The sequence below is a fragment of the Stenotrophomonas sp. MH181796 genome (assembly GCF_009659995.1).
GTDB classification, from domain to species: domain Bacteria; phylum Pseudomonadota; class Gammaproteobacteria; order Xanthomonadales; family Xanthomonadaceae; genus Stenotrophomonas; species Stenotrophomonas riyadhensis.
In genome coordinates this window covers 311,142-329,265 of record NZ_RAHU01000006.1, presented here as the reverse complement: position 1 = coordinate 329,265, position 18,124 = coordinate 311,142, and the positions used below count along the sequence as shown (strand labels likewise).

The 18,124-nt window shown below is 68.0% G+C and carries 14 protein-coding genes and 1 riboswitch; of the genes, 7 read left to right on the top strand and 7 right to left on the bottom strand.

What is annotated here, in order from left to right; translation table 11 throughout:
* The first annotated feature begins 10 nt into the window (after positions 1 to 10).
* Positions 11 to 976, top strand: a complete 966-nt coding sequence (locus D5301_RS16635; protein WP_153856316.1) for a ribokinase — start codon at positions 11 to 13, stop codon at positions 974 to 976.
* Positions 977 to 1,057: 81 nt separating this feature from the next.
* Here D5301_RS16635 and D5301_RS16630 read toward each other — a convergent pair whose 3' ends face one another.
* A complete protein-coding gene (locus D5301_RS16630) occupies positions 1,058 to 2,239 on the bottom strand; it encodes an MFS transporter (protein WP_153856315.1) in 1,182 nt (393 codons plus the stop codon).
* A 93-nt stretch (positions 2,240 to 2,332) separates the two neighbouring features.
* On the opposite strand from D5301_RS16630, the gene D5301_RS16625 reads away from it, so the two are divergent.
* The 4 genes from D5301_RS16625 (at position 2,333) to D5301_RS16610 (ending at position 5,850) form a co-directional block, all read left to right on the top strand.
* Complete coding sequence (locus D5301_RS16625) at positions 2,333 to 3,250, top strand: LysR family transcriptional regulator (protein ID WP_153856314.1); 918 nt, start codon at positions 2,333 to 2,335, stop codon at positions 3,248 to 3,250.
* An 81-nt stretch (positions 3,251 to 3,331) separates the two neighbouring features.
* Positions 3,332 to 3,763 carry a hypothetical protein gene (locus D5301_RS16620; RefSeq protein ID WP_153856313.1) on the top strand — a complete coding sequence of 144 codons (432 nt, stop codon included), beginning with the start codon at positions 3,332 to 3,334 and terminating at the stop codon, positions 3,761 to 3,763.
* A 147-nt stretch (positions 3,764 to 3,910) separates the two neighbouring features.
* Positions 3,911 to 4,906: a tRNA dihydrouridine synthase DusB gene (gene dusB, locus D5301_RS16615; protein ID WP_153856372.1), complete on the top strand. Its 996-nt coding sequence runs from the start codon at positions 3,911 to 3,913 to the stop codon at positions 4,904 to 4,906.
* A 116-nt stretch (positions 4,907 to 5,022) separates the two neighbouring features.
* Complete coding sequence (locus D5301_RS16610; RefSeq protein WP_032129690.1) at positions 5,023 to 5,850, top strand: class I SAM-dependent methyltransferase; 828 nt, start codon at positions 5,023 to 5,025, stop codon at positions 5,848 to 5,850.
* Positions 5,851 to 5,925: 75 nt separating this feature from the next.
* Here the strand turns inward: D5301_RS16610 and D5301_RS16605 are convergent, their stop codons facing one another.
* From D5301_RS16605 to D5301_RS16595, 3 genes are all read right to left on the bottom strand, one after another.
* Positions 5,926 to 6,993 (bottom strand): metal-dependent hydrolase, encoded by a 1,068-nt coding sequence (locus D5301_RS16605; RefSeq protein ID WP_153856312.1) that lies wholly within the window; start codon positions 6,991 to 6,993, stop codon positions 5,926 to 5,928.
* A 144-nt stretch (positions 6,994 to 7,137) separates the two neighbouring features.
* The gene (locus D5301_RS16600; RefSeq protein ID WP_153856311.1) at positions 7,138 to 7,938 is read right to left on the bottom strand and encodes a UDP-2,3-diacylglucosamine diphosphatase; all 801 of its coding nucleotides are present in this window, start codon (positions 7,936 to 7,938) and stop codon (positions 7,138 to 7,140) included.
* The gene (locus D5301_RS16595; RefSeq protein ID WP_153856310.1) at positions 7,935 to 9,650 is read right to left on the bottom strand and encodes a lysophospholipid acyltransferase family protein; all 1,716 of its coding nucleotides are present in this window, start codon (positions 9,648 to 9,650) and stop codon (positions 7,935 to 7,937) included. The genes D5301_RS16600 and D5301_RS16595 overlap by 4 nt, the downstream gene beginning before the upstream one ends.
* A 336-nt stretch (positions 9,651 to 9,986) precedes the next feature.
* On the opposite strand from D5301_RS16595, the gene metK reads away from it, so the two are divergent.
* Both metK and D5301_RS16585 read left to right on the top strand, forming a co-directional pair.
* Positions 9,987 to 11,198, top strand: a complete 1,212-nt coding sequence (metK, locus tag D5301_RS16590) for a methionine adenosyltransferase (RefSeq protein ID WP_010481882.1) — start codon at positions 9,987 to 9,989, stop codon at positions 11,196 to 11,198.
* 139 nt (positions 11,199 to 11,337) lie between these two features.
* On the top strand, positions 11,338 to 11,844 hold the full coding sequence (locus D5301_RS16585; protein WP_010481883.1) for an acyl-CoA thioesterase: 507 nt from the start codon (positions 11,338 to 11,340) through the stop codon (positions 11,842 to 11,844).
* Between the two features lie 25 nt (positions 11,845 to 11,869).
* Here the strand turns inward: D5301_RS16585 and D5301_RS16580 are convergent, their stop codons facing one another.
* The 3 genes from D5301_RS16580 to D5301_RS16570 all read right to left on the bottom strand — a co-directional run bounded on the left by D5301_RS16580 (position 11,870) and on the right by D5301_RS16570 (position 17,900).
* The gene (locus tag D5301_RS16580) at positions 11,870 to 12,331 is read right to left on the bottom strand and encodes a hypothetical protein (RefSeq protein ID WP_153856309.1); all 462 of its coding nucleotides are present in this window, start codon (positions 12,329 to 12,331) and stop codon (positions 11,870 to 11,872) included.
* Between the two features lie 168 nt (positions 12,332 to 12,499).
* The gene (gene ppc, locus D5301_RS16575; protein WP_153856308.1) at positions 12,500 to 15,211 is read right to left on the bottom strand and encodes a phosphoenolpyruvate carboxylase; all 2,712 of its coding nucleotides are present in this window, start codon (positions 15,209 to 15,211) and stop codon (positions 12,500 to 12,502) included.
* 172 nt (positions 15,212 to 15,383) lie between these two features.
* Positions 15,384 to 17,900, bottom strand: a complete 2,517-nt coding sequence (locus D5301_RS16570; protein ID WP_153856307.1) for a prolyl oligopeptidase family serine peptidase — start codon at positions 17,898 to 17,900, stop codon at positions 15,384 to 15,386.
* A gap of 120 nt (positions 17,901 to 18,020) precedes the next feature.
* Positions 18,021 to 18,104, top strand: a riboswitch (S-adenosyl-L-homocysteine riboswitch).
* Positions 18,105 to 18,124 lie beyond the last annotated feature (20 nt).

The following is an 18,124-nucleotide window of genomic DNA, read 5'->3' as shown; positions in this document are numbered from 1 at the left end:
AAGATTCCCTATGAGCAGCAGTGTCGTTGTCGTCGGTTCCTTCAATGTCGATCACGTGTGGCGGTGCGAGTCGCTGCCGGCACCGGGTGCGACCATTGCCGGCCGCTACAGCACCGGCCCCGGTGGCAAGGGCTTCAACCAGGCCGTGGCAGCGTGCCGCGCAGGCGCCGACACCCACTTCGTGTGTGCGCTGGGCGATGACGCCGGTGGCAGCACCGCCCGCGAGCTGGCCGCGCAGGATGGTTTCGCGCTGATCGCCGAGGCCACCAGCGAGCCGACCGGCACCGCCGGCATCTACGTCGATGCCCGTGGCCGCAACACCATCGTGATCGGCCCGGGTGCCAACGCCGCGCTCAGCACGGACTTCCTGCAACAGCAGCAGGGCCTGCTGACCGGCGCCAAGGTGGTGCTGGTGCAGCTGGAATCGCCGGTGCAGACCATTGAAGCGGCGCTGGCCGCGGCCCGCGAGGCCGGTGTCACCACCGTGCTCAACACCGCACCGGCCGACGCCCCTTCGACCATCGGCCTGCTCAAGCTGGCCGATGTGATCACCCCGAACGAAACCGAGTTCGCAGCCCTGCTCGGCCGCCATGTCGGTGAGCGCGTGGATGCCAATGACGTCGCCGCGCTGGATGGTGCCAGCCTGCACGCGCTGTGCCGCAAGCTGGTCGGCAACGGCACCGTGGTGGTGACCCTGGGTTCGGTGGGCGTGTTCGTGTCGCATGCCGATGAGAACCTGCGCGGCGATACCCAGCCGTACTACCGCGTGGGTGCCGAGCAGGTACAGGCCATCGACACCACCGGTGCCGGTGACGCCTTCAACGGTGCGCTGGCCGCGTCGCTGGCGCAGGTGGCCGACGCCCCGTTCGCCCGCCACGTACGCTTCGCCAACCAGTTCGCCGGTCGTTCGACCGAGAAGGAAGGCGCCGCTGCGGCAATGCCGCGCTTCACCCCGGCCGACGTGGAAGTGAAGTAGATCCACGCCATGCGTGGATGAGCGAGCCCGGGCATGCAGATGCCCGGGCTTTTTCATGGGCGGTCCGCGCGCGGCGCGGATCTACTGCCAGCGCCGCAACAGCAGCCCCGCTGCAATCGCCAGCAACGCCACGGCAGCAGCCACCACGCCCAGCGTGTCCAGGCCCCAGCGTTCGATCGCACCGCCGCCGAGCAGCGCGCCCAGGCCGATTCCGGCGTTGGCCGCAGACACATTCAAGGTTCCCGCCAGCGCCTGCGCCTGTGGCGCCGCACGCATCACCCGCACCTGGCACAACGGGAACAACGCGGTATGCGCCACGCCCCACGAAGCCAGCGCGATGAGCACGAACGTGCCGTGGCCGGCCAGCCCGACACTGGCCAGAATGCCCAGCGCCAGCACCGCGCAGAACACCAGCGTTGCGCCCAGCGGCGCACGATCGACCCAGCGCCCGCCCAGTGCATTGCCGATCAGCCCGACGGCCCCGAAGCCCATCAGCCACCAGCCCACCTGTGCCGCCGGTACCTGCATCAGCCGCTCCAGTACATCGGCCAGATAGGTGTAGGCCGCAAACATCGCGGTGAATACCAGCACCGACAGCAGCACATGGCCCAGCAACGGCGGCTGCCGCAGCATACGTGCCTGTTCGCCCAGCGCGCGACGCGCTCCGGCCTCGGTGTCCGGCATCCATGTCGCCAATGCGCCGGCCATCAACAGCGACAGGGCCGCCAACAGCCAGAAGCTGCCGCGCCAACCGAGGGCGTCGGCGGCCAACGTACCCAGTGGGATACCGAACAGCATTGCGGCGGTGATGCCCAGGTAGACCCGCGCGACCGCACGACCGCCCTGCCCTGCAGGGGCCAGCTGCGCAGCAGTCTCACTGGCCGTGCCCCAGAACACCGGCAGCGCCAGTGCCGGCAGCACCCGCGCCAGCGCCAGCAGCCATGGCTGCGTGGCCATCGCGGCCAGCGCGTTGGACGCCGCGAACAACAGCAGGATGACCACGAACAGGCGGCGCCGGCTGACGTGTGACAGCAGCGCGGTCAAGGGTGGCCCGGCCAGCATCACGGTGAACGCGAACAGGGTGACCAGTTGTCCGGCGCGCGCAATGCCAATACCAAGGTCGCGTGCCAGTGCCGGCAACAGGCCAACGATCAGGAATTCGGTGGTGACGATGACGAAGGCGGACACCGCCAGCAGGACGACCGAAAGACGTGCGCGAGCATTTGCGTGGACAGTGGCCACGGCGGAATCGAGGGAGGACATGAGCGGGCATCAGAACAGGGGCCGCCAGCCTATTTCCTCCCCAGGTTCCGATTACTGCTATGTTTTCCATCGATTCCGGACTGGATTTCCCTCATGCTTCCCACCGAGCGCCTGCGCGGCATCGAGGCCTTCGTCGCCACCGCCGATGCCGGCAGCTTCACTGCGGCCGCCGAGCGCCTGCACCTGACCAGCTCGGCAGTGGGCAAGACCATTGCTCGGCTGGAGGCGCGACTGGGAGCGCGGTTGTTTGAACGCAGCACCCGCCGCCTTCGCCTGACCGAAGCCGGTGAGGGCTTCTACCGCACCTGCGTGCGCGTGCTGGGTGAGCTGGCCGATGCCGAGTCGGTACTGGTGTCGCACGCAGACGCTCCCGTGGGCCGGCTGCGCGTGGATGCCCCGGCCACCTTCGGGCGCCTGAAAGTCTGGCCGTTGCTGCTGCAGCTGGCCGACACGTTTCCGCAGCTGCGGCCACAGGTGACCTTCAGCGACCGCTTCATCGACCTGACCGAGGACGGCATCGACCTGGCCGTGCGCATCGGTGGACCGGAGCCGCTGCCGGCCACCCTGGGCAGCCGCCTGCTCGGCTACGAATGCCTGCGCTTCTGCGCGTCCCCGGCCTATCTGCAGCAGCATGGCCTGCCGACGTCCGCGGCCGAACTGACCGACCATGACGGCGTACTGTTCGGCCGTGCCGACGGCAGCATCGGACCGTGGCAGGTGGCGGATGCTGGACGGCGTAGCACGCCGCTGCAGGCCCGCGCGCGGCTGGTGGTCGGCAGTGCCGAAGCGCAGGTCGCGGCGGTCGAGGCCGGCTTTGGCATCGCCCAGCTGGCCTCTTGGCTGGTCGATGATGCGCTGGCGCGCGGCAGCCTTGTGTCGATCCTGCCGGCGCTGGACTGCCGCGGCCTGCCCCTGCGCCTGTTGTGGCCACAGGGCCGGCAACGGCTGCCACGCGTGGATGTGGCGTTGGACCGTCTCGGTTCAGGACTGCGGATCGATCCGCCGCGCTGATCCCGGCTGCGACCGCTTGTCGCATTGCCCGCATCCCGGTCCTCGCCCACCATCCGCGCAGCTTCTCTGCGTGGGCAGGACATGGACGGATTCCCCTGGCTGCTGATCGCGGCCGCCGGCAGTGCCATCGCGGCCCTGCTGCACATTGGCTGCATCGCCTTCGGCGCGCCCTGGTACGAGCGTTTCGGCGCCGGCCCGCGCATGGTCCGGTTGGCCCAGGCCGGCCACTGGTGGCCGCCGCTGATGACCGCCGGCATCACCGCCCTGCTGGTTGCCTGGGCGCTGTACGCGCTGGCTGCTGCCGGCTGGCATGCGCCGTTGCCGGCCAGCCGCCTGGTCCTGCCAGGCATTGCCGCGCTGCTGTTGCTGCGCGCCATGATGGGCTTCGGCCTGGCGCTGTTCCGACCGGGGTACAACGGCACGCGCTTCTGGGCGGTCAGTTCGCTGGTCTGCCTGGGCCTGGGGCTGGCCTTCGCCGTGGGGACCCGCCAGGCCTGGCAGAGCCTGGGCTAGCCGCCCACCATCGCCCGCCCTTGGGGGCGGCGGAAGCAACCGTCAAGCATCTGTTGATGCCGGTACGGCATGAGCTGGGTGCGGATCGGCCTGAACCGGAACGCCCCCGACACGGCCGTACCGCTGCCCGCGCCCTACAATGGGCGCATGCAGATCGGCCCGTACACCATTGCCCCCAACGTCGTGCTGGCGCCCATGGCCGGCGTTACCGACAAGCCTTTCCGCCTGCTGTGCAAACGGCTGGGCGCGGGACTGGCCGCCTCGGAAATGACCATCAGCGACCCGCGCTTCTGGACCACGCGCAAGTCGATCCATCGCATGGACCATGACGGCGAGCCGGCACCGATCAGCGTGCAGATCGCCGGCACCGAGCCGCAGCAGTTGGCCGAAGCCGCCCGCTACAACGTGGACCACGGCGCGCAGATCATCGACATCAACATGGGCTGCCCGGCCAAGAAGGTGTGCAACGCCTGGGCCGGTTCGGCACTGATGCGCGACGAACAGCTGGTGGCGCGCATCCTCGAAGCGGTGGTCAACGCGGTGGACGTGCCGGTCACCCTGAAGATCCGTACCGGTTGGGACTGCGACCACCGCAACGGCCCTCTGATCGCCCGCATCGCCGAGGGCAGCGGCATCGCCGCACTGGCTGTGCACGGCCGCACCCGCGACCAGCACTACACCGGCCAGGCGGAGTACGCCACGATCGGCGAGATCAAGGCCGCACTGCGCATTCCGGTGATCGCCAACGGTGACATCGATTCGCCGCAGAAGGCGGCGTTCGTCCTGAAGGAAACCGGCGTGGACGCAGTGATGATCGGCCGCTCGGCACAGGGCCGGCCATGGATCTTCCGCGAGGTGGCGCACTACCTGGCCACCGGCGAGGAACTGCCGCCGCCATCGCTGGCGGAAGTGCGCGACATCCTGCTCGGCCACCTGCATGCACTGCATGCGTTTTATGGCGAGCCGCAGGGCGTGCGCATCGCGCGCAAGCACCTGGGCTGGTACGCCAAGGATCGACCGGAGAATGCCGCCTTCCGCGCAGTGGTCAACCGCGCCGAAGACCCGCAGAGCCAGATCGCGCTGACCACCGAGTACTTCGACCGTCTGATCGCCGGGGAACCGGCGTTGTCATCTGCTGCCTGAGCGTATTGCCACGCCGTCGAGTCGAGCTTGCTCGATTCCTCAAACCGTAGAGTCGAGCTTGCTCGACTGATTTCCCGGAGCCGTCGAGCAAGCTCGACGCTACAAGAGCCCGCCCCATGACCCCGCCGATCTCCTCCCCGACCTACCTGCACGGCTTTTCCGGCACCGAGCAGCAGCGCCTGATGACCCAGGCACGGCTGCTGGAATCGAGCATCTTCGGCCAGATCGACTACAGCGGCGCGCGTCGCCTGCTGGAAGTCGGCAGCGGCGTCGGCGCGCAGACCGAAATCCTGCTGCGCCGCTTCCCCGATCTGCACGTGACCGGCGTGGACCTGAGCGAAACACAGCTGGCCACCGCGCGCGAGAACCTGGCGCGCACACCGTGGTGCAGCGACCGCTACACCCTGCAGCAGGCCGACGCCGGCGAGCTGCCGTTCGAGGCACGCAGCTTCGACGCGGCGTTCCTGTGCTGGGTGCTGGAGCACGTGCCGTCACCAGCACGCGTACTGAGCGAAGTGCGCCGCGTGCTGGCCCCGGGTTCGCCGGTCTACATCACCGAGGTGATGAATGCCTCGTTCCTGCTCGACCCGTATTCGCCGCATATCTGGCGCTACTGGATGGCCTTCAACGACTTCCAGTACGACCACGGGGGAGATCCGTTCGTCGGCGCCAAGCTGGGCAACCTGCTGCTGGCCGGCGGCTTCCGCGACGTGCACACCGAGATCAAGACCATCCACCTGGACAACCGCGAGCCGGCACGTCGCAAGACGATGATCGCGTTCTGGGAACAGCTGCTGCTGTCGGCCGCCGACCAACTGTTGCAGGCCGGATCGGTGGACGAGGAAACCGTGGAAGGCATGCGTCGCGAGTTCCGCCTGGTGCAGAACGACCCGAACGCGGTGTTCTTCTACTCGTTCGTGCAGGGCCGCGCCACGGTGTATTGATTCGGTGGAGCCACGCCATGCGTGGCTGCCTTCGCCGATGCACCCCGCCATCCACGCATGGCGTGGATCTACGGATCAATGCACGGCGCTGTGGTCGACCGCACCCGGCTGTGCTGCCGGCTCCTGCCAGATCCGCTGCCACATCGCGGCCAACCGGCGTCCGACGTCGGCGCGTGCGGCCGGGCTGCTGTAATCCACCCGCACCTGCTCGGGCGTGATCGCCCGCCACTGCCCATCAGCCTGCTCGGCCACCGCGAAGTTGAACGTGTAATCCGGTTCCAGGCCCATGCGCAGGTCGCTCAGCACCAGCCGGCCGTCAACCACCTGTGCACGCATGAAGCCACGGTTGAACCACGTCAGCTGCTGCACCGCCGGGACGCTCCCTGCTTCACGCAACGCCTGCACGTTGGACGCATGGCCTTCGAACCGCATCGGCCCGTGGTCGGCCACCAGCGAACGGTCGCCCACTACGTAGCCGTTCGGCGTCATCGCCACCACCCGCCACAGCAGGGTATTGAACGGCATCGGTACCGAAAAGCGCGGCGCATTGCCCAGGCCCATCGCGGCCAGGCTCTGCTGTGCGGCACGGTCGACCTGGGCCTTGGCGATCAGGCCCCAGCCCAGGTAGCCACTGCTGAGCAGCAGGGCCACGCCCAGCACCTTGCCCGCCCAAGGCCGGGCGCGGCCAAACCAGGCCAGCACGCAGCCCAGCAGCAGCCACACGGTGTAGGCCGGATCGATGATGAAGACGCTGGAACCCATGGTCGGGTGTGGCCGCAACGGCCACCACAGCTGCGTGCCATACACGGTGAACGCATCGAGCACGGGATGAGTGACCAACGCCAGCAGGATCGCCCAGAACCAGCGCACCGGTGACTGTGCGACCCGCCCGTTGCCGAAGCGCTTGAACAACCACCAGATCAGCGCCGCCACCCAGGGCAGCACCAGCAGCGAATGGCTGAAGCTGCGGTGCTCGATCATGTTCGCCACCGGATCGGCGGCAGTGAAGCCGAGCCACAGGGCGTCGAGGTCCGGCAGGGTACCGAGCGCGGCACCGGCCAGCAGGGCCGCGCGGCGGTGGCCGGGCGGAGCGATGGCAGCAGCGACGGCGCCGCCGAGCACGATCTGGGTCAGGGAATCCATGGGCCGATGCTAGCGGCTTGCGGGCGTGCCGTCTTGATGGCACAGCCGCTCGCGCTCTTTTGTAGAGTCGAGCCATGCTCGACTGCTGTACGCGGGGCAGTCTGAGAAGATCAGTCGAGCATGGCTCGACTCTACAAGAGTGGGTCAAGCCGCTTGCTTGATGCGCGCGCCCGGCAGTTCCACCAGGGTCTGGCCGTTGTGATCGAGCAGGCGCAGCGCGCCATCATGGTCTTCGGCCAGTGCGGTCAGGCTCTCCACCCAGTCGCCGTCGTTGGCGTAGACCAGGCCATCGCGCTCGATCAGCGCGGCGCGGTGGATGTGGCCGCAGACGATGCCATCCAGGCCGCGCCGGCGCACATCGTCCAGCCCGGCCTGCACGAAGCGCTCGATGTAGCGTTCGGCCGCACCACTGCGCTTCTTCAGGAATTCCGACAGCGACCAGTAGCGCATGCCCAGCCGCCGCCGCACCGCGTTCAGCGCCTGGTTGCCGGTCAGGATGCGGTAGTACAGCCAGTCGCCGAACTTTTCCTGCAGGCCACCGAAGTGGGTCACGCCGTCGTAGTCGTCGCCGTGCGCGACCAGCAAGCGACGGCCATCGGCGGTCACATGGATGGCGCGACGGCGCACCTGCATCGCCGGCAGCATCAGCCCGCACACGTGGCGCAGCGAGGCGTCGTGGTTGCCGGGGATGTAGACGATCTCGGTCCCCGCACGGCGCAGCGCGTGCAGGGCCTGGATGACTTCGCTGTGCGACTGGCGCCAGTTGGCGCGGCGATGCGCCATCCACCACAGGTCGATGATGTCGCCCACCAGGTACAACCGTTCGCAGCGCAGCTGCGAGAGGAACCGCGCCAGCTCGGTGGCATGGCAATGACGTGAACCCAGGTGCACGTCGGAGACGAACACTGCGCGCCGGTGCGGCGACAGGTTCGCCAGCGTGCTCATGCCGGCGTCCCCGCGTCGCGCAGGTAGCGTTTGCGCTTGTTCGGCCGGATCGCGCACAGGTCCACCTCGATCAGGCCGTCGATCGAATCGCTGAAATCCGGGTCGACACCGAAGGCGAGGAAGCGCGCGCCGCCGGGTTCGCACAGATCGGTGTACTGGCGGTACAGCGTCGGCACACCGGTACCCAGTGCGGCCAGGTTGGCCTTGAGCACATCGAACGCGGCACCTGCATCCAGCTCGCCGAAACTCGGCGGCGCGGCGAAGTACTGGAAGGGGCGGTTCGATTCGACCAGGCCGGCGGTACCGCTGTAGTAGCGCTGGTAGTACGCCACCAGCTGCTCGCGTGCATCGCGTGGCAGCGCTGCGCTGATCGACACCGCGCCGAACAGGTAGCGGATGCCCGGCCGGCACTGCAGGTAGGCGCCGATGCCCTGCCACAGGTAATCCAGGCTGCGGCTGCCCCAGTAGTCGGGTACCACGAAGCTGCGGCCCAGTTCCAGGCCTTCGGCGATGTGGGTGATGGCGTCGTCGGAATAGCGGAACAGCGACGCGCTGTAGAGCCCGGACAGGCCGTGCCGGGCCAACGCCTGCGCACCGCGCATGATCCGGTAGGCACCGGCGATGCGCTGCGCGGCGGCGTCCCAGATCACGATGTGCTCGTACTGCGGATCGTAATCGTCCAGGTCGCGGCTGCGCCCGGTGCCCTCGCCCACCTGGCGGAAGGTCAGCTCGCGCAGGCGCCCCAGCTCCAGCAGCAGCGGTGAATCAGCGCTGCAGGTCGCCAGCAGGATCTGCTTGCCGTCGGCGGTCTGGCCCAGCTGGGTGGCGGCAGCGATGCCGGCGGCGACCTGCGAAGGTGGCACCGGGGACGCCAGCGGCTCGGGGCCTGCAACAGCAGCGGCATCGCCCGCCGCCCCATTACGGCCCAGCGCATACAGCGCGCGGCGCACCGCCAGCAGCTGTGCGCCCGGGTCGCCGCCCCTGCCCAGCTGCATCGGCTCGCCGATGCTCAGCCGCAGCGGACGGCCACGACGGGTGAACATCTCGCGCGCCAGCAGCGCGGTGCCCGCCGGCTTGAACAGGGTCGAGGCGCCGTAGAACAGCGCCGAGTTGCGCGCCTCCACACGCACCGGCAGCACCGGCGCGCCAGCGGCACGGGCAAAGCGGACGAAACCGCGCTGCCAGCGGCCATCACGGATGCCGCGCAGCGACAGCCGCGAGACCTCGCCGGCCGGGAACACGATCACGCACTGCTCGGCGGCCAGCGCCTCTTCGACGGCATGCAGGCTGCCACGCTGGGCCTTGCCACCGAGGATGCGTACCGGCAGCAGCAGGTCCTGCAGTGGCGCGATCGCCCCCAGCAGGTCGTTGGCCACGATCCGCACGTCACGGCGGATGCGGCCGACCGCGTCCAGCAGTGCGAGGGCGTCCAGTGCCCCGGAAGGGTGGTTGGCGACGATCAGCAGGCGGCCGGTGGCCGGGATCTTCGCCAGCGCGGCCGGATCCACCTGGTACTGGCCGTCGATGAACTCCAGGCCGGCGGCGACGAAGCCGAAACCACGCAGGCCTGAGCTGCGCTGCAGGAAGGCTTCGATCTGGTCCAGGCGCGACCAGCGGCCGACGCTGCGCAGCAACGGCCGCGCCAGTTGGCCACGACGGCCATGGAACCAATCGGGGAAGCGTTGCTGGAGACGCTGTTCAAGTTCCTGCATGGCAGATCCACTCATGCCCGGCGGCCGGATTGGCCGACAGCCTGCGCCCGGCAGGCGGCAGCCAGATGGCGGTTTTTGGGCAGAACGATGACGGCTGCCCGGTCCAGGCGCGGGCAGGGTCGCCCGCGCAGTCGGGGCCGGTAGCAGCCCGGCGTGTTGTCACGCTGGTGGAACACTGGGCCTCGAGGCTGGGCCCCAATCCCGGCCGGACGGCCCCTGCCGGGGCTACGCGGGCTTAACCACCGGCAACCGGTACAGGTTCACAATGCACAGGCGGCGCACCCCGTGTATCATTCGCGCCCATCTTTCCATCCGAATCAAGGGATATTACGCCTGATGTCCAGCTATCTCTTCACCTCCGAGTCGGTCTCCGAAGGCCATCCGGACAAGGTTGCCGACCAGATCTCCGATGCGGTGCTGGACGCGATCCTGACCCAGGACCAGCGCGCCCGCGTGGCCTGCGAGACCATGGTCAAGACCGGTGTTGCCATCGTGGCCGGTGAGATCACCACCAGCGCCTGGATCGACCTGGAAGCGCTGACCCGCAAGGTCATCACGGACATCGGCTACGACAGCTCCGACGTCGGCTTCGACGGCGCCACCTGCGGCGTGCTGAACCTGATCGGCAAGCAGTCGCCGCACATCGCCCAGGGCGTGGATCGCAAGAAGCCGGAAGAAATGGGCGCTGGCGACCAGGGCCTGATGTTCGGCTATGCCACCAACGAGACCGACAGCTACATGCCGGCCGCGATCCACCTGTCGCACCGCCTGGTCGAGCAGCAGGCCAAGATCCGCAAGAAGAAGAACTCGCCGCTGTCGTGGCTGCGCCCGGACGCCAAGAGCCAGGTCACCCTGCGCTATGAAAACGGCGTGGTCTCGGCCATCGACGCCGTGGTCCTGTCGACCCAGCACGCCCCGGGCATCAAGCAGAAGGACCTCATCGAGGCCGTCCGCGAAGAGATCATCAAGCCGGTGCTGCCGGCCAAGTGGCTGCACAAGGGCACCAAGTTCCACATCAACCCGACCGGCAAGTTCGAGATCGGTGGCCCGGTGGGCGACTGCGGCCTGACCGGCCGCAAGATCATCGTCGACACCTACGGCGGCTGGGCCCGTCACGGTGGTGGCGCCTTCTCCGGCAAGGACCCGTCCAAGGTCGATCGTTCGGCGGCCTACGCGGCCCGTTACGTCGCCAAGAACGTGGTTGCCGCCGGCCTGGCCGACCGTTGCGAAGTGCAGGTCTCCTACGCCATCGGCGTGGCTGAGCCGACCTCGATCTCGGTCACCACCTTCGGCACCGGCAAGATCAGCGACGACAAGATCGAGAAGCTGATCCGCAAGCACTTCGACCTGCGCCCGTACGGCATCATCAAGATGCTGGACCTGGTGCACCCGATGTACCAGCAGACTGCGGCCTACGGCCACTTCGGCCGCAAGCCGAAGGAGTTCAGCTACCTCAACGGCGAAGGCGAGACCGTCAACGCCACGGCCTTCTCCTGGGAGAAGACCGACCGCGCCGCCGCCCTGCGCGCCGATGCGAAGCTGAAGTAAGAAACACGAAGGGCCGCGCAAGCGGCCCTTCTCTTTTCTGGTAGAGCCGGCCGCTGGCCGGCTTTTTCATGGCCTCCGGAAACAGTCGCGTGGTTGCCGGCCAGCGGCCGGCACTACCGGTTGCCGATACAATCGCCGCATGTCGACCGAACTGAAAACCCACCAGCTGTCCATGACCGTGCTGATGTCGCCGGAGATGGCCAATTTCTCCGGCAAGGTCCACGGTGGCGCCATCCTGCGCCTGCTCGACCAGGTCGCCTACGCCTGCGCCAGCCGTTACGCCGGCAGCTACGTGGTCACCCTGTCGGTGGACCAGGTGATGTTCCGCCAGCCGATCGCGGTGGGCGAGCTGGTCACCTTCCTGGCCTCGGTGAACCATACCGGCACCTCGTCGATGGAGATCGGCATCAAGGTGGTGGCCGAGGACATCCTCAAGCGCAGCGTGCGCCACGCCAACAGCTGCTTCTTCACCATGGTGGCCGTGGATGAGGAAGGCCGGCCGACGCCGGTGCCGCCGTTGCAGCCGGCCACCTCCGACGAGAAGCGCCGCCAGGCCGCCGCACAGATCCGCCGCCAGCTGCGCCAGGAAATGGAACAGCGCCATCTGGAACTGCTGGCGTCGAACCCGCCATCGCCGGAAGAATGAGGGCTTTGCCGGCCAGCGGCCGGCACTACCCTTCCCGTTTGGGCAGATAGGGAGAGCGGAACCGCTCGATGTTCAATAACGGGTTGGCGTCTGCCAATGCGGCCGAGGCGTCCACCGACGACACCGCATACATGTAGTAGTCGTAGCCGAAGTGCACTTCGGCGTTCTGACAGACCAGCTTGCACCAGAAGGCGTTGCGCAGCACGCCGCGCGCCACCCGCTCAATCTCGTGCAGGCCGAGTTGCTGGCCCTCGTGGTACTGACACGGGCCGTGCGAAGAAAGCGACTGGATGCGAAGGAACTCGACACCGATGCCGACGCAGAAACGCCTTATCACGTCCAGATAGGCATCCTCGACAACGAGGTAATCCTCGATGCTCACGCGCTTGCCGACATCGCTGAAGTCAGTCCACTCCTCGGGCGGTGACCATAGGTACCCCTCAGGCGTCCGCTGCCAGTATTTGCTGATACGCCAGGAATGCTTCATGGGGCGGGAGGATACCGGAAGGTGCCGGAGGCAGCCGTGCATCCGACATCGTGGTAGTGCCGGCCGCTGGCCGGCAACCTCGTGCGTGTTGCCAGACACCATGAGGTTGCCGGCCAGCGGCCGGCACTACCATTTCGAATTCGCCGGGCAACGCCCGGCGGATGCATTTCACCCGGTGTTCTGCACGCCCTGCGAAACACCGTTCACGCAGGCCACCAGCGCGCGCAGCAGGTCCTCATCCTCGCGCCCGCTGGTCCGCCAGCGCTGCAGCAGATCCACCTGCAGCACGCTGATCGGATCGACGTAGGGATTGCGCAGGCGGATCGACAGCGCAAGCCGCGCATCGTGGTCCAGCAGCGTCCGCTGGTCCATCAGCGCCAGCAGCCAGTGCCGGGTGAGTTCCAGTTCGCGCTGCACCTGTGGGAAGAAGCGCCCGTGCAGCTCGCCGGACAGCTTCGAGAACTGCTCGGCAATGGTGATATCGCCCTTGGACAGCACCATGGCGATGTCGTCCAGGAACGTACGGAAAAACGGCCAGTCTCGCGCCATGTCGCGCAGGGTCTGTTCGTGGCCGGCATCAATCGCCGCCTGCAGGCCACTGCCCACGCCATACCAGCCGGGAATCACCGCGCGTGCCTGGCTCCAGGCGAATACCCACGGAATCGCGCGCAGGTTGCCCAGTGCTGCGTCCTGGCCGAGCCGGCGCGACGGACGCGAGCCCAACGTCATCCGCTCGATCACATCGATCGGCGTGGCGGTGCGGAAGTAGTCCATGAAGCCTGCCTGGCCGACGAAGGCGCGGTAGACCTCGCTGCTGGAGCCAGCGACCACATCCATCACCGGTCGCCACTCATCCTCGCGGGGTTCGGCAGCCCGCGGGCGCAGGCTGGCGCGCAGTACCGCGCCGGTGGCCTGTTCCAGCGAGCGCAGCGCCAGCGCACGGATGCCGTATTTGCGATGGATCACTTCGCCCTGCTCGGTCACCCGCAGGCGGCCATCAATGCTGCCGCGTGGCGAAGCATCCACCGCGTGCGTGGTCTTGCCGCCACCACGGCTGATCGAACCACCACGGCCATGGAAGAAGGTCAGCCGGATGCCGGCCTCGGCCGCCACCTCCAGCAGTTCCACCTGCGCACGCTGCAGGCCCCAACGCGAAGCGGCGATGCCACCGTCCTTGCTGCTGTCCGAATAGCCGAGCATCACCATCTGCACGTCGTCGCGTGCGTGCAGGTGCGCGCGATAGATCGGGTCGGCCAGCAGGTCACGCAGGGTGGCGGTGCCACGCTTGAGGTCGTCCACGGTTTCGAACAATGGCGCAATATCCAGCGGCACCGAACCGCCCTCTTCCACCAGGCCGCCACGGCGTGCAAGCGCCAGCACGGCCAGCACGTCACTGCGGTCGTGTGCCATCGAGATGATGTAGCTGCCCAGCGCATCGCCACCATGGCGCGCACGCGCATCGGCCAACGCCACAAATACCGCATCCAGACGCTGGTTGCCTTCGTCGTCGCCCTTCGGCAACGGCGCGTCACCACTGGCATGCGGCGCCAGCAGACGCGCACGCCCCACGGCATCGAGACTGTCCCACGCTGCGTCGCCGCCCAGCACGGTGGCCAGCGCGCGCGCATGCACGCTCGATTCCTGGCGCACGTCCAACCGCGCCAGGTGGAAGCCGAAGGTCTTCACCCGCCACAGCAGGCGCTGTACGGCAAAGCCACCGGCATGCTCCCCGCGGTTGGCGCGCAGGCTGTCGAGGATCAGCTGCAGGTCGTCGATCAGTTCATCGGGGCCGGCGTAAGCGCCTTCGCCGTCATCCAGCGTGGCCTGCAGGCGTGCACGCATGCGGTCGTTGAGCAGGCGGTAGGGCATGTCGGCATGGCGCGGGCGCGACTGCACCTGCGGCAGCAACTGGTAGTACTGCGCCACGCGCGCCTGCAGCGCATCGCTTACGCCCACCCGCTCGGTGGATTGGCTGAGCAGGCTGGCCAGCTGCAGCAGTTCCTTCTGGTAGCGCCCGAGCACCGCCTGCCGCTGCGCATCCAGCGTATTGCGGATGGTATGCGCGTCCACGTTCGGGTTACCGTCCATGTCGCCGCCCACCCAGGTGCCGAAGCGCAGCAGGCGTGGCAGCGGCAGCTCTTCGCCGTAGGTATCGCGCAGCGCCTGCTGCAGCGATTCGTACAGCACCGGTATCACCCGGTACAACACCTGCACCAGATAGAAGCCGACGTGCTCGCGCTCGTCATCGACGGTGGGCCGCACCGGTGAGGAATCGGTGGTCTGCCACGACGCGGTGAGCGCCATGCGGAAGCGCGCGGCATCGGCGGCGGCTTCACCCGGCGTTCGCTGGCCGTCGAGATTGTCGACCAGGCTGGCCACCATCAGCTGCTCCTTCTCCAGCAGCGCGCGGCGCACTGCTTCGGTCGGATGTGCGGTGAACACCGGTTCGATGTCGATGCGGGGCAGCCACTGCGCCAGCTCGTCCAGGCCCACGCCCTGCGCCTTCAGGTGCTGCAGTGCATCCTGCAGGCCATCGGGCTGCGCCCCTGCGGTACCGGCGCGCTGGTAGTCACGGCGGCGGCGGATGCGATGCACGCGCTCGGCGATGTTGACCACCTGGAAGTAGGTGCTGAAGGCCCGCACCATGGTCTCGGCCTGCTGCGGCGTGCGCCCGGCCAGGCCATCGGCCAGCTCCGACAGCGGCGCCTGGTTCTCGCGGCGGGCGATGGCGCGGGTGCGCACGTCTTCGACATCGTCGAGGAAGGCGGCAGAGACCTGTTCAACCAGCAGGTCGCCGACCAGCGCGCCGAGCCGGCGCACGTCATCGCGAAGCGGAAGATCGGGGGAAGCAAACTCGATGCTGCTGCGGTACTCGTTCATCGGCGACGCACAGGCCTCGGTCAACGGATCCAGACCCCAAGCCTAAACCAGAACGGGCATCGTGCTGCGATGCAAAAATGGTTTCATCTGGTAGTGCCGGCCGCTGGCCGGCAACCTCAGGTCGCGTGGGTCCATGAGGTTGCCGGCCAACGGCCGGCACTACCGGGTCACGTCAGCGCTTCTTCTTCGCCTTGCCCTGCTCGGCCGGGCCGATGGTCTGCTCCAGCCAGCGCTCGCTTTCGGCCAGCATGGTCATGATCGATTCGCGTGCGCGGTAGGCGTGCGATTCGTTCGGCAGCATCACCAGCCGCGCGGTGCCACCCAGGCCCTTCACTGCGGCGAACATGCGCTCGCTCTGGATCGGGAAGGTGCCGGAGTTGTTGTCGTCCACGCCGTGGATGAAGAGGATCGGGTCCTTGATCCTGTCGGCGTAGTTGAACGGCGCCATCTTCTGGTAGACGTCCTGCGCCTGCCAGTAGTTGCGCTCCTCGGCCTGGAAGCCGAACGGGGTGAGCGTGCGGTTGTAGGCGCCGCTGCGGGCGATGCCGGCCTTGAACAGGCGCGTGTGCGCCAGCAGGTTGGCGGTCATGAACGCACCGTAGGAATGGCCACCAATGGCGATGTGATCGCGATCGGTCACGCCACGGCGCACCACTTCATCCACGGCGGCCTGCGCGTTGGCCACCAGCTGTTCGATGTAGGTGTCGTTCGGTTCCTTGTCGCCCTCGCCGATGATCGGCATCGACGGGCTGGCCAACACCACATACCCCTTGGCCAGGAACGCCTGCGGGCCCCAGTAGCTGACCGCATTGAAGCGGTACGGCGAATCGGTCACCTGGCTGGCCGCAGCCGCGCTCTTGAACTCGCCCGGGTAGGCCCACATCAGCAGCGGCCGCGGGCCGTCGCGCTTCGGATCGTAGCCCGGCGGCAGCAGCAGGGTCGCGGTCAGGTCGACGCCATCCTTGCGCTTGTAGCGGATCTGCTCCTTCTGCACGCCCTTCAACTGCGGCAGCGGATGCGCGAAGTGGGTCAGCGCACGCGGCGCAGCACCGGCATCGGCCAGCGACTGCACGTAGAAGTTGGCCGGCTCGTCGGGGCTCTCGCGGCTCAGCAGCAGCGAGCTGGCCTGATCGTCCAGCAACGCCACCGGCAGCGCATAGCTCGGTACCTGCGAGTGGAACAGGCGGGTGGCCTTGCCCGTGGCGACATCGAAGCGGTCCACGAACGGACGATCGCCTTCCGGCGATGCACCGGCACCGGCCAGATACAGGCTGCTGCCATCGGCGCTGGTCTGCAGCAGCGAGCGCCCGCGGTCGTCGCTGGACAACAGCGGCCGGCCCGGATCGGAATAGCGGTCCTGCCCGTCTCGATCCCATAGCAGGCGCGGCTCGGCGCTGGCATTGTCCGGGGCAATCAGCCAGGTCTTGGTCTTACGCGTCTTCCACCACGACTCGGTCAGCAGGGCCAGGTCGCCACGGCCCCAGTTGATGCCCACCAGACGGCTGCCGAGCTGGGCCAACGTCACCGGCGGCTTGTCGAACGGCGCAGCCTGCATCAGCACCGCATCGCGCACCTTGGCGTCCCTGTTCGGGTCGCCGCCGTCCTGGGCTTCGGCCCAGACCAGCGTGGCGTCGGCATCACCACGCCAGCTGATATCGCGCACGCCGGTCACTTCAGCGTCGTTGCCGGTCGGCAGACCTTCCACCAGCGGACGCACAGCCACGGTGTGCACCAGCTTGCCGCTGGCCCGGTCGATCACTTCGATACGGCGCGGGAAACTGCTCACCGGCACCACGTAGGAATACGGCCGCTGCACCGGCTGGCGCAGCACGAAGCGGCCATCCGGCGACACCGAGAAGCCCATGAAGATGCCGGCCGCGCCGATCGCGCGGGTGTTGCCATCCAGGCTGACTTCCATCGGCTGGGTGGTGGCGTAGTAATCGAACTGGCGCGCGTCGGCCTCGTTCTTCAGCAGGTCCTGGTAGGTACGGATCGACACCACGCCGCCGCCCTGGCTGGTCTGCTGCACGGCCGGGCCGGTCGGAATGCCATCGGCGGCCGGGGCCGCACCAAGGTTGGCCGGGCGCGTGAACACCACCAGGCCGCGGCTGTCCGGCAGCCACTGGTAGCCACTGCCGATCACCGTGTTCAGGCCGGCGACCAGACGACGGGCGCTGCCGCCGGCCACATCCACCAGCCACAGTTCATTGGCGCCGCTGGCGGCGTCGACCTGGTTGAAGGCAAGCCACTTCTGGTCCGGCGACCACATCACGCTGGCGATCGACAGCTTGGCCGGCAGGCCGCTGATCTGCCGTTCCTTGCCGTCGGCCACGTTCATCAGCCACAGCTTCTCGCCGAAGCTGAAGCGGCTGTCGGAGAAGGTGCGCGGGTTGATGCGCAGTCCGGCCAGCTTCAGTTCCGGCTGCGCCACCACCTGGATCGACGGCAGCGACGGCATCTGCATCATCGCGGCGACATCGCGGCGCGGCGACAGGTACAGCAAGGGCGCGCGCGGCGCGTCCACCACCGCCTGCAGCGCCGCCGAAGGCAGTTCGTAGCCATTGACGCCCTGGGCCTGTACCTGGGCGGGCTGCGGGGCCGCAGCCCAGGCCAGCGGGGCCACCGCCAGCAGTCCCATCGACAGGACCAGGCCGGTCCAGCGCCGTGTGCGGCGCGCGTGCATGCTCATCGTTCCACCTGTGTGATGCGTGAAAACACCGACCTTAACAGGCCGTGCACGCCGCCCCATCTGCCGATGGTTGGGTCATCCGGATGTCATGCCGGGGCCGCGATATAATGGGGGTTCTCCCCTGCCGAGGGGCGCTGCGACCGGATCCCATGAGGCCCGGCCAGGCTCGGTAAGGTGGCTTTGTAACAACGGCGCCCGGCTAGATGCGAGCACCCGCTCGCCCA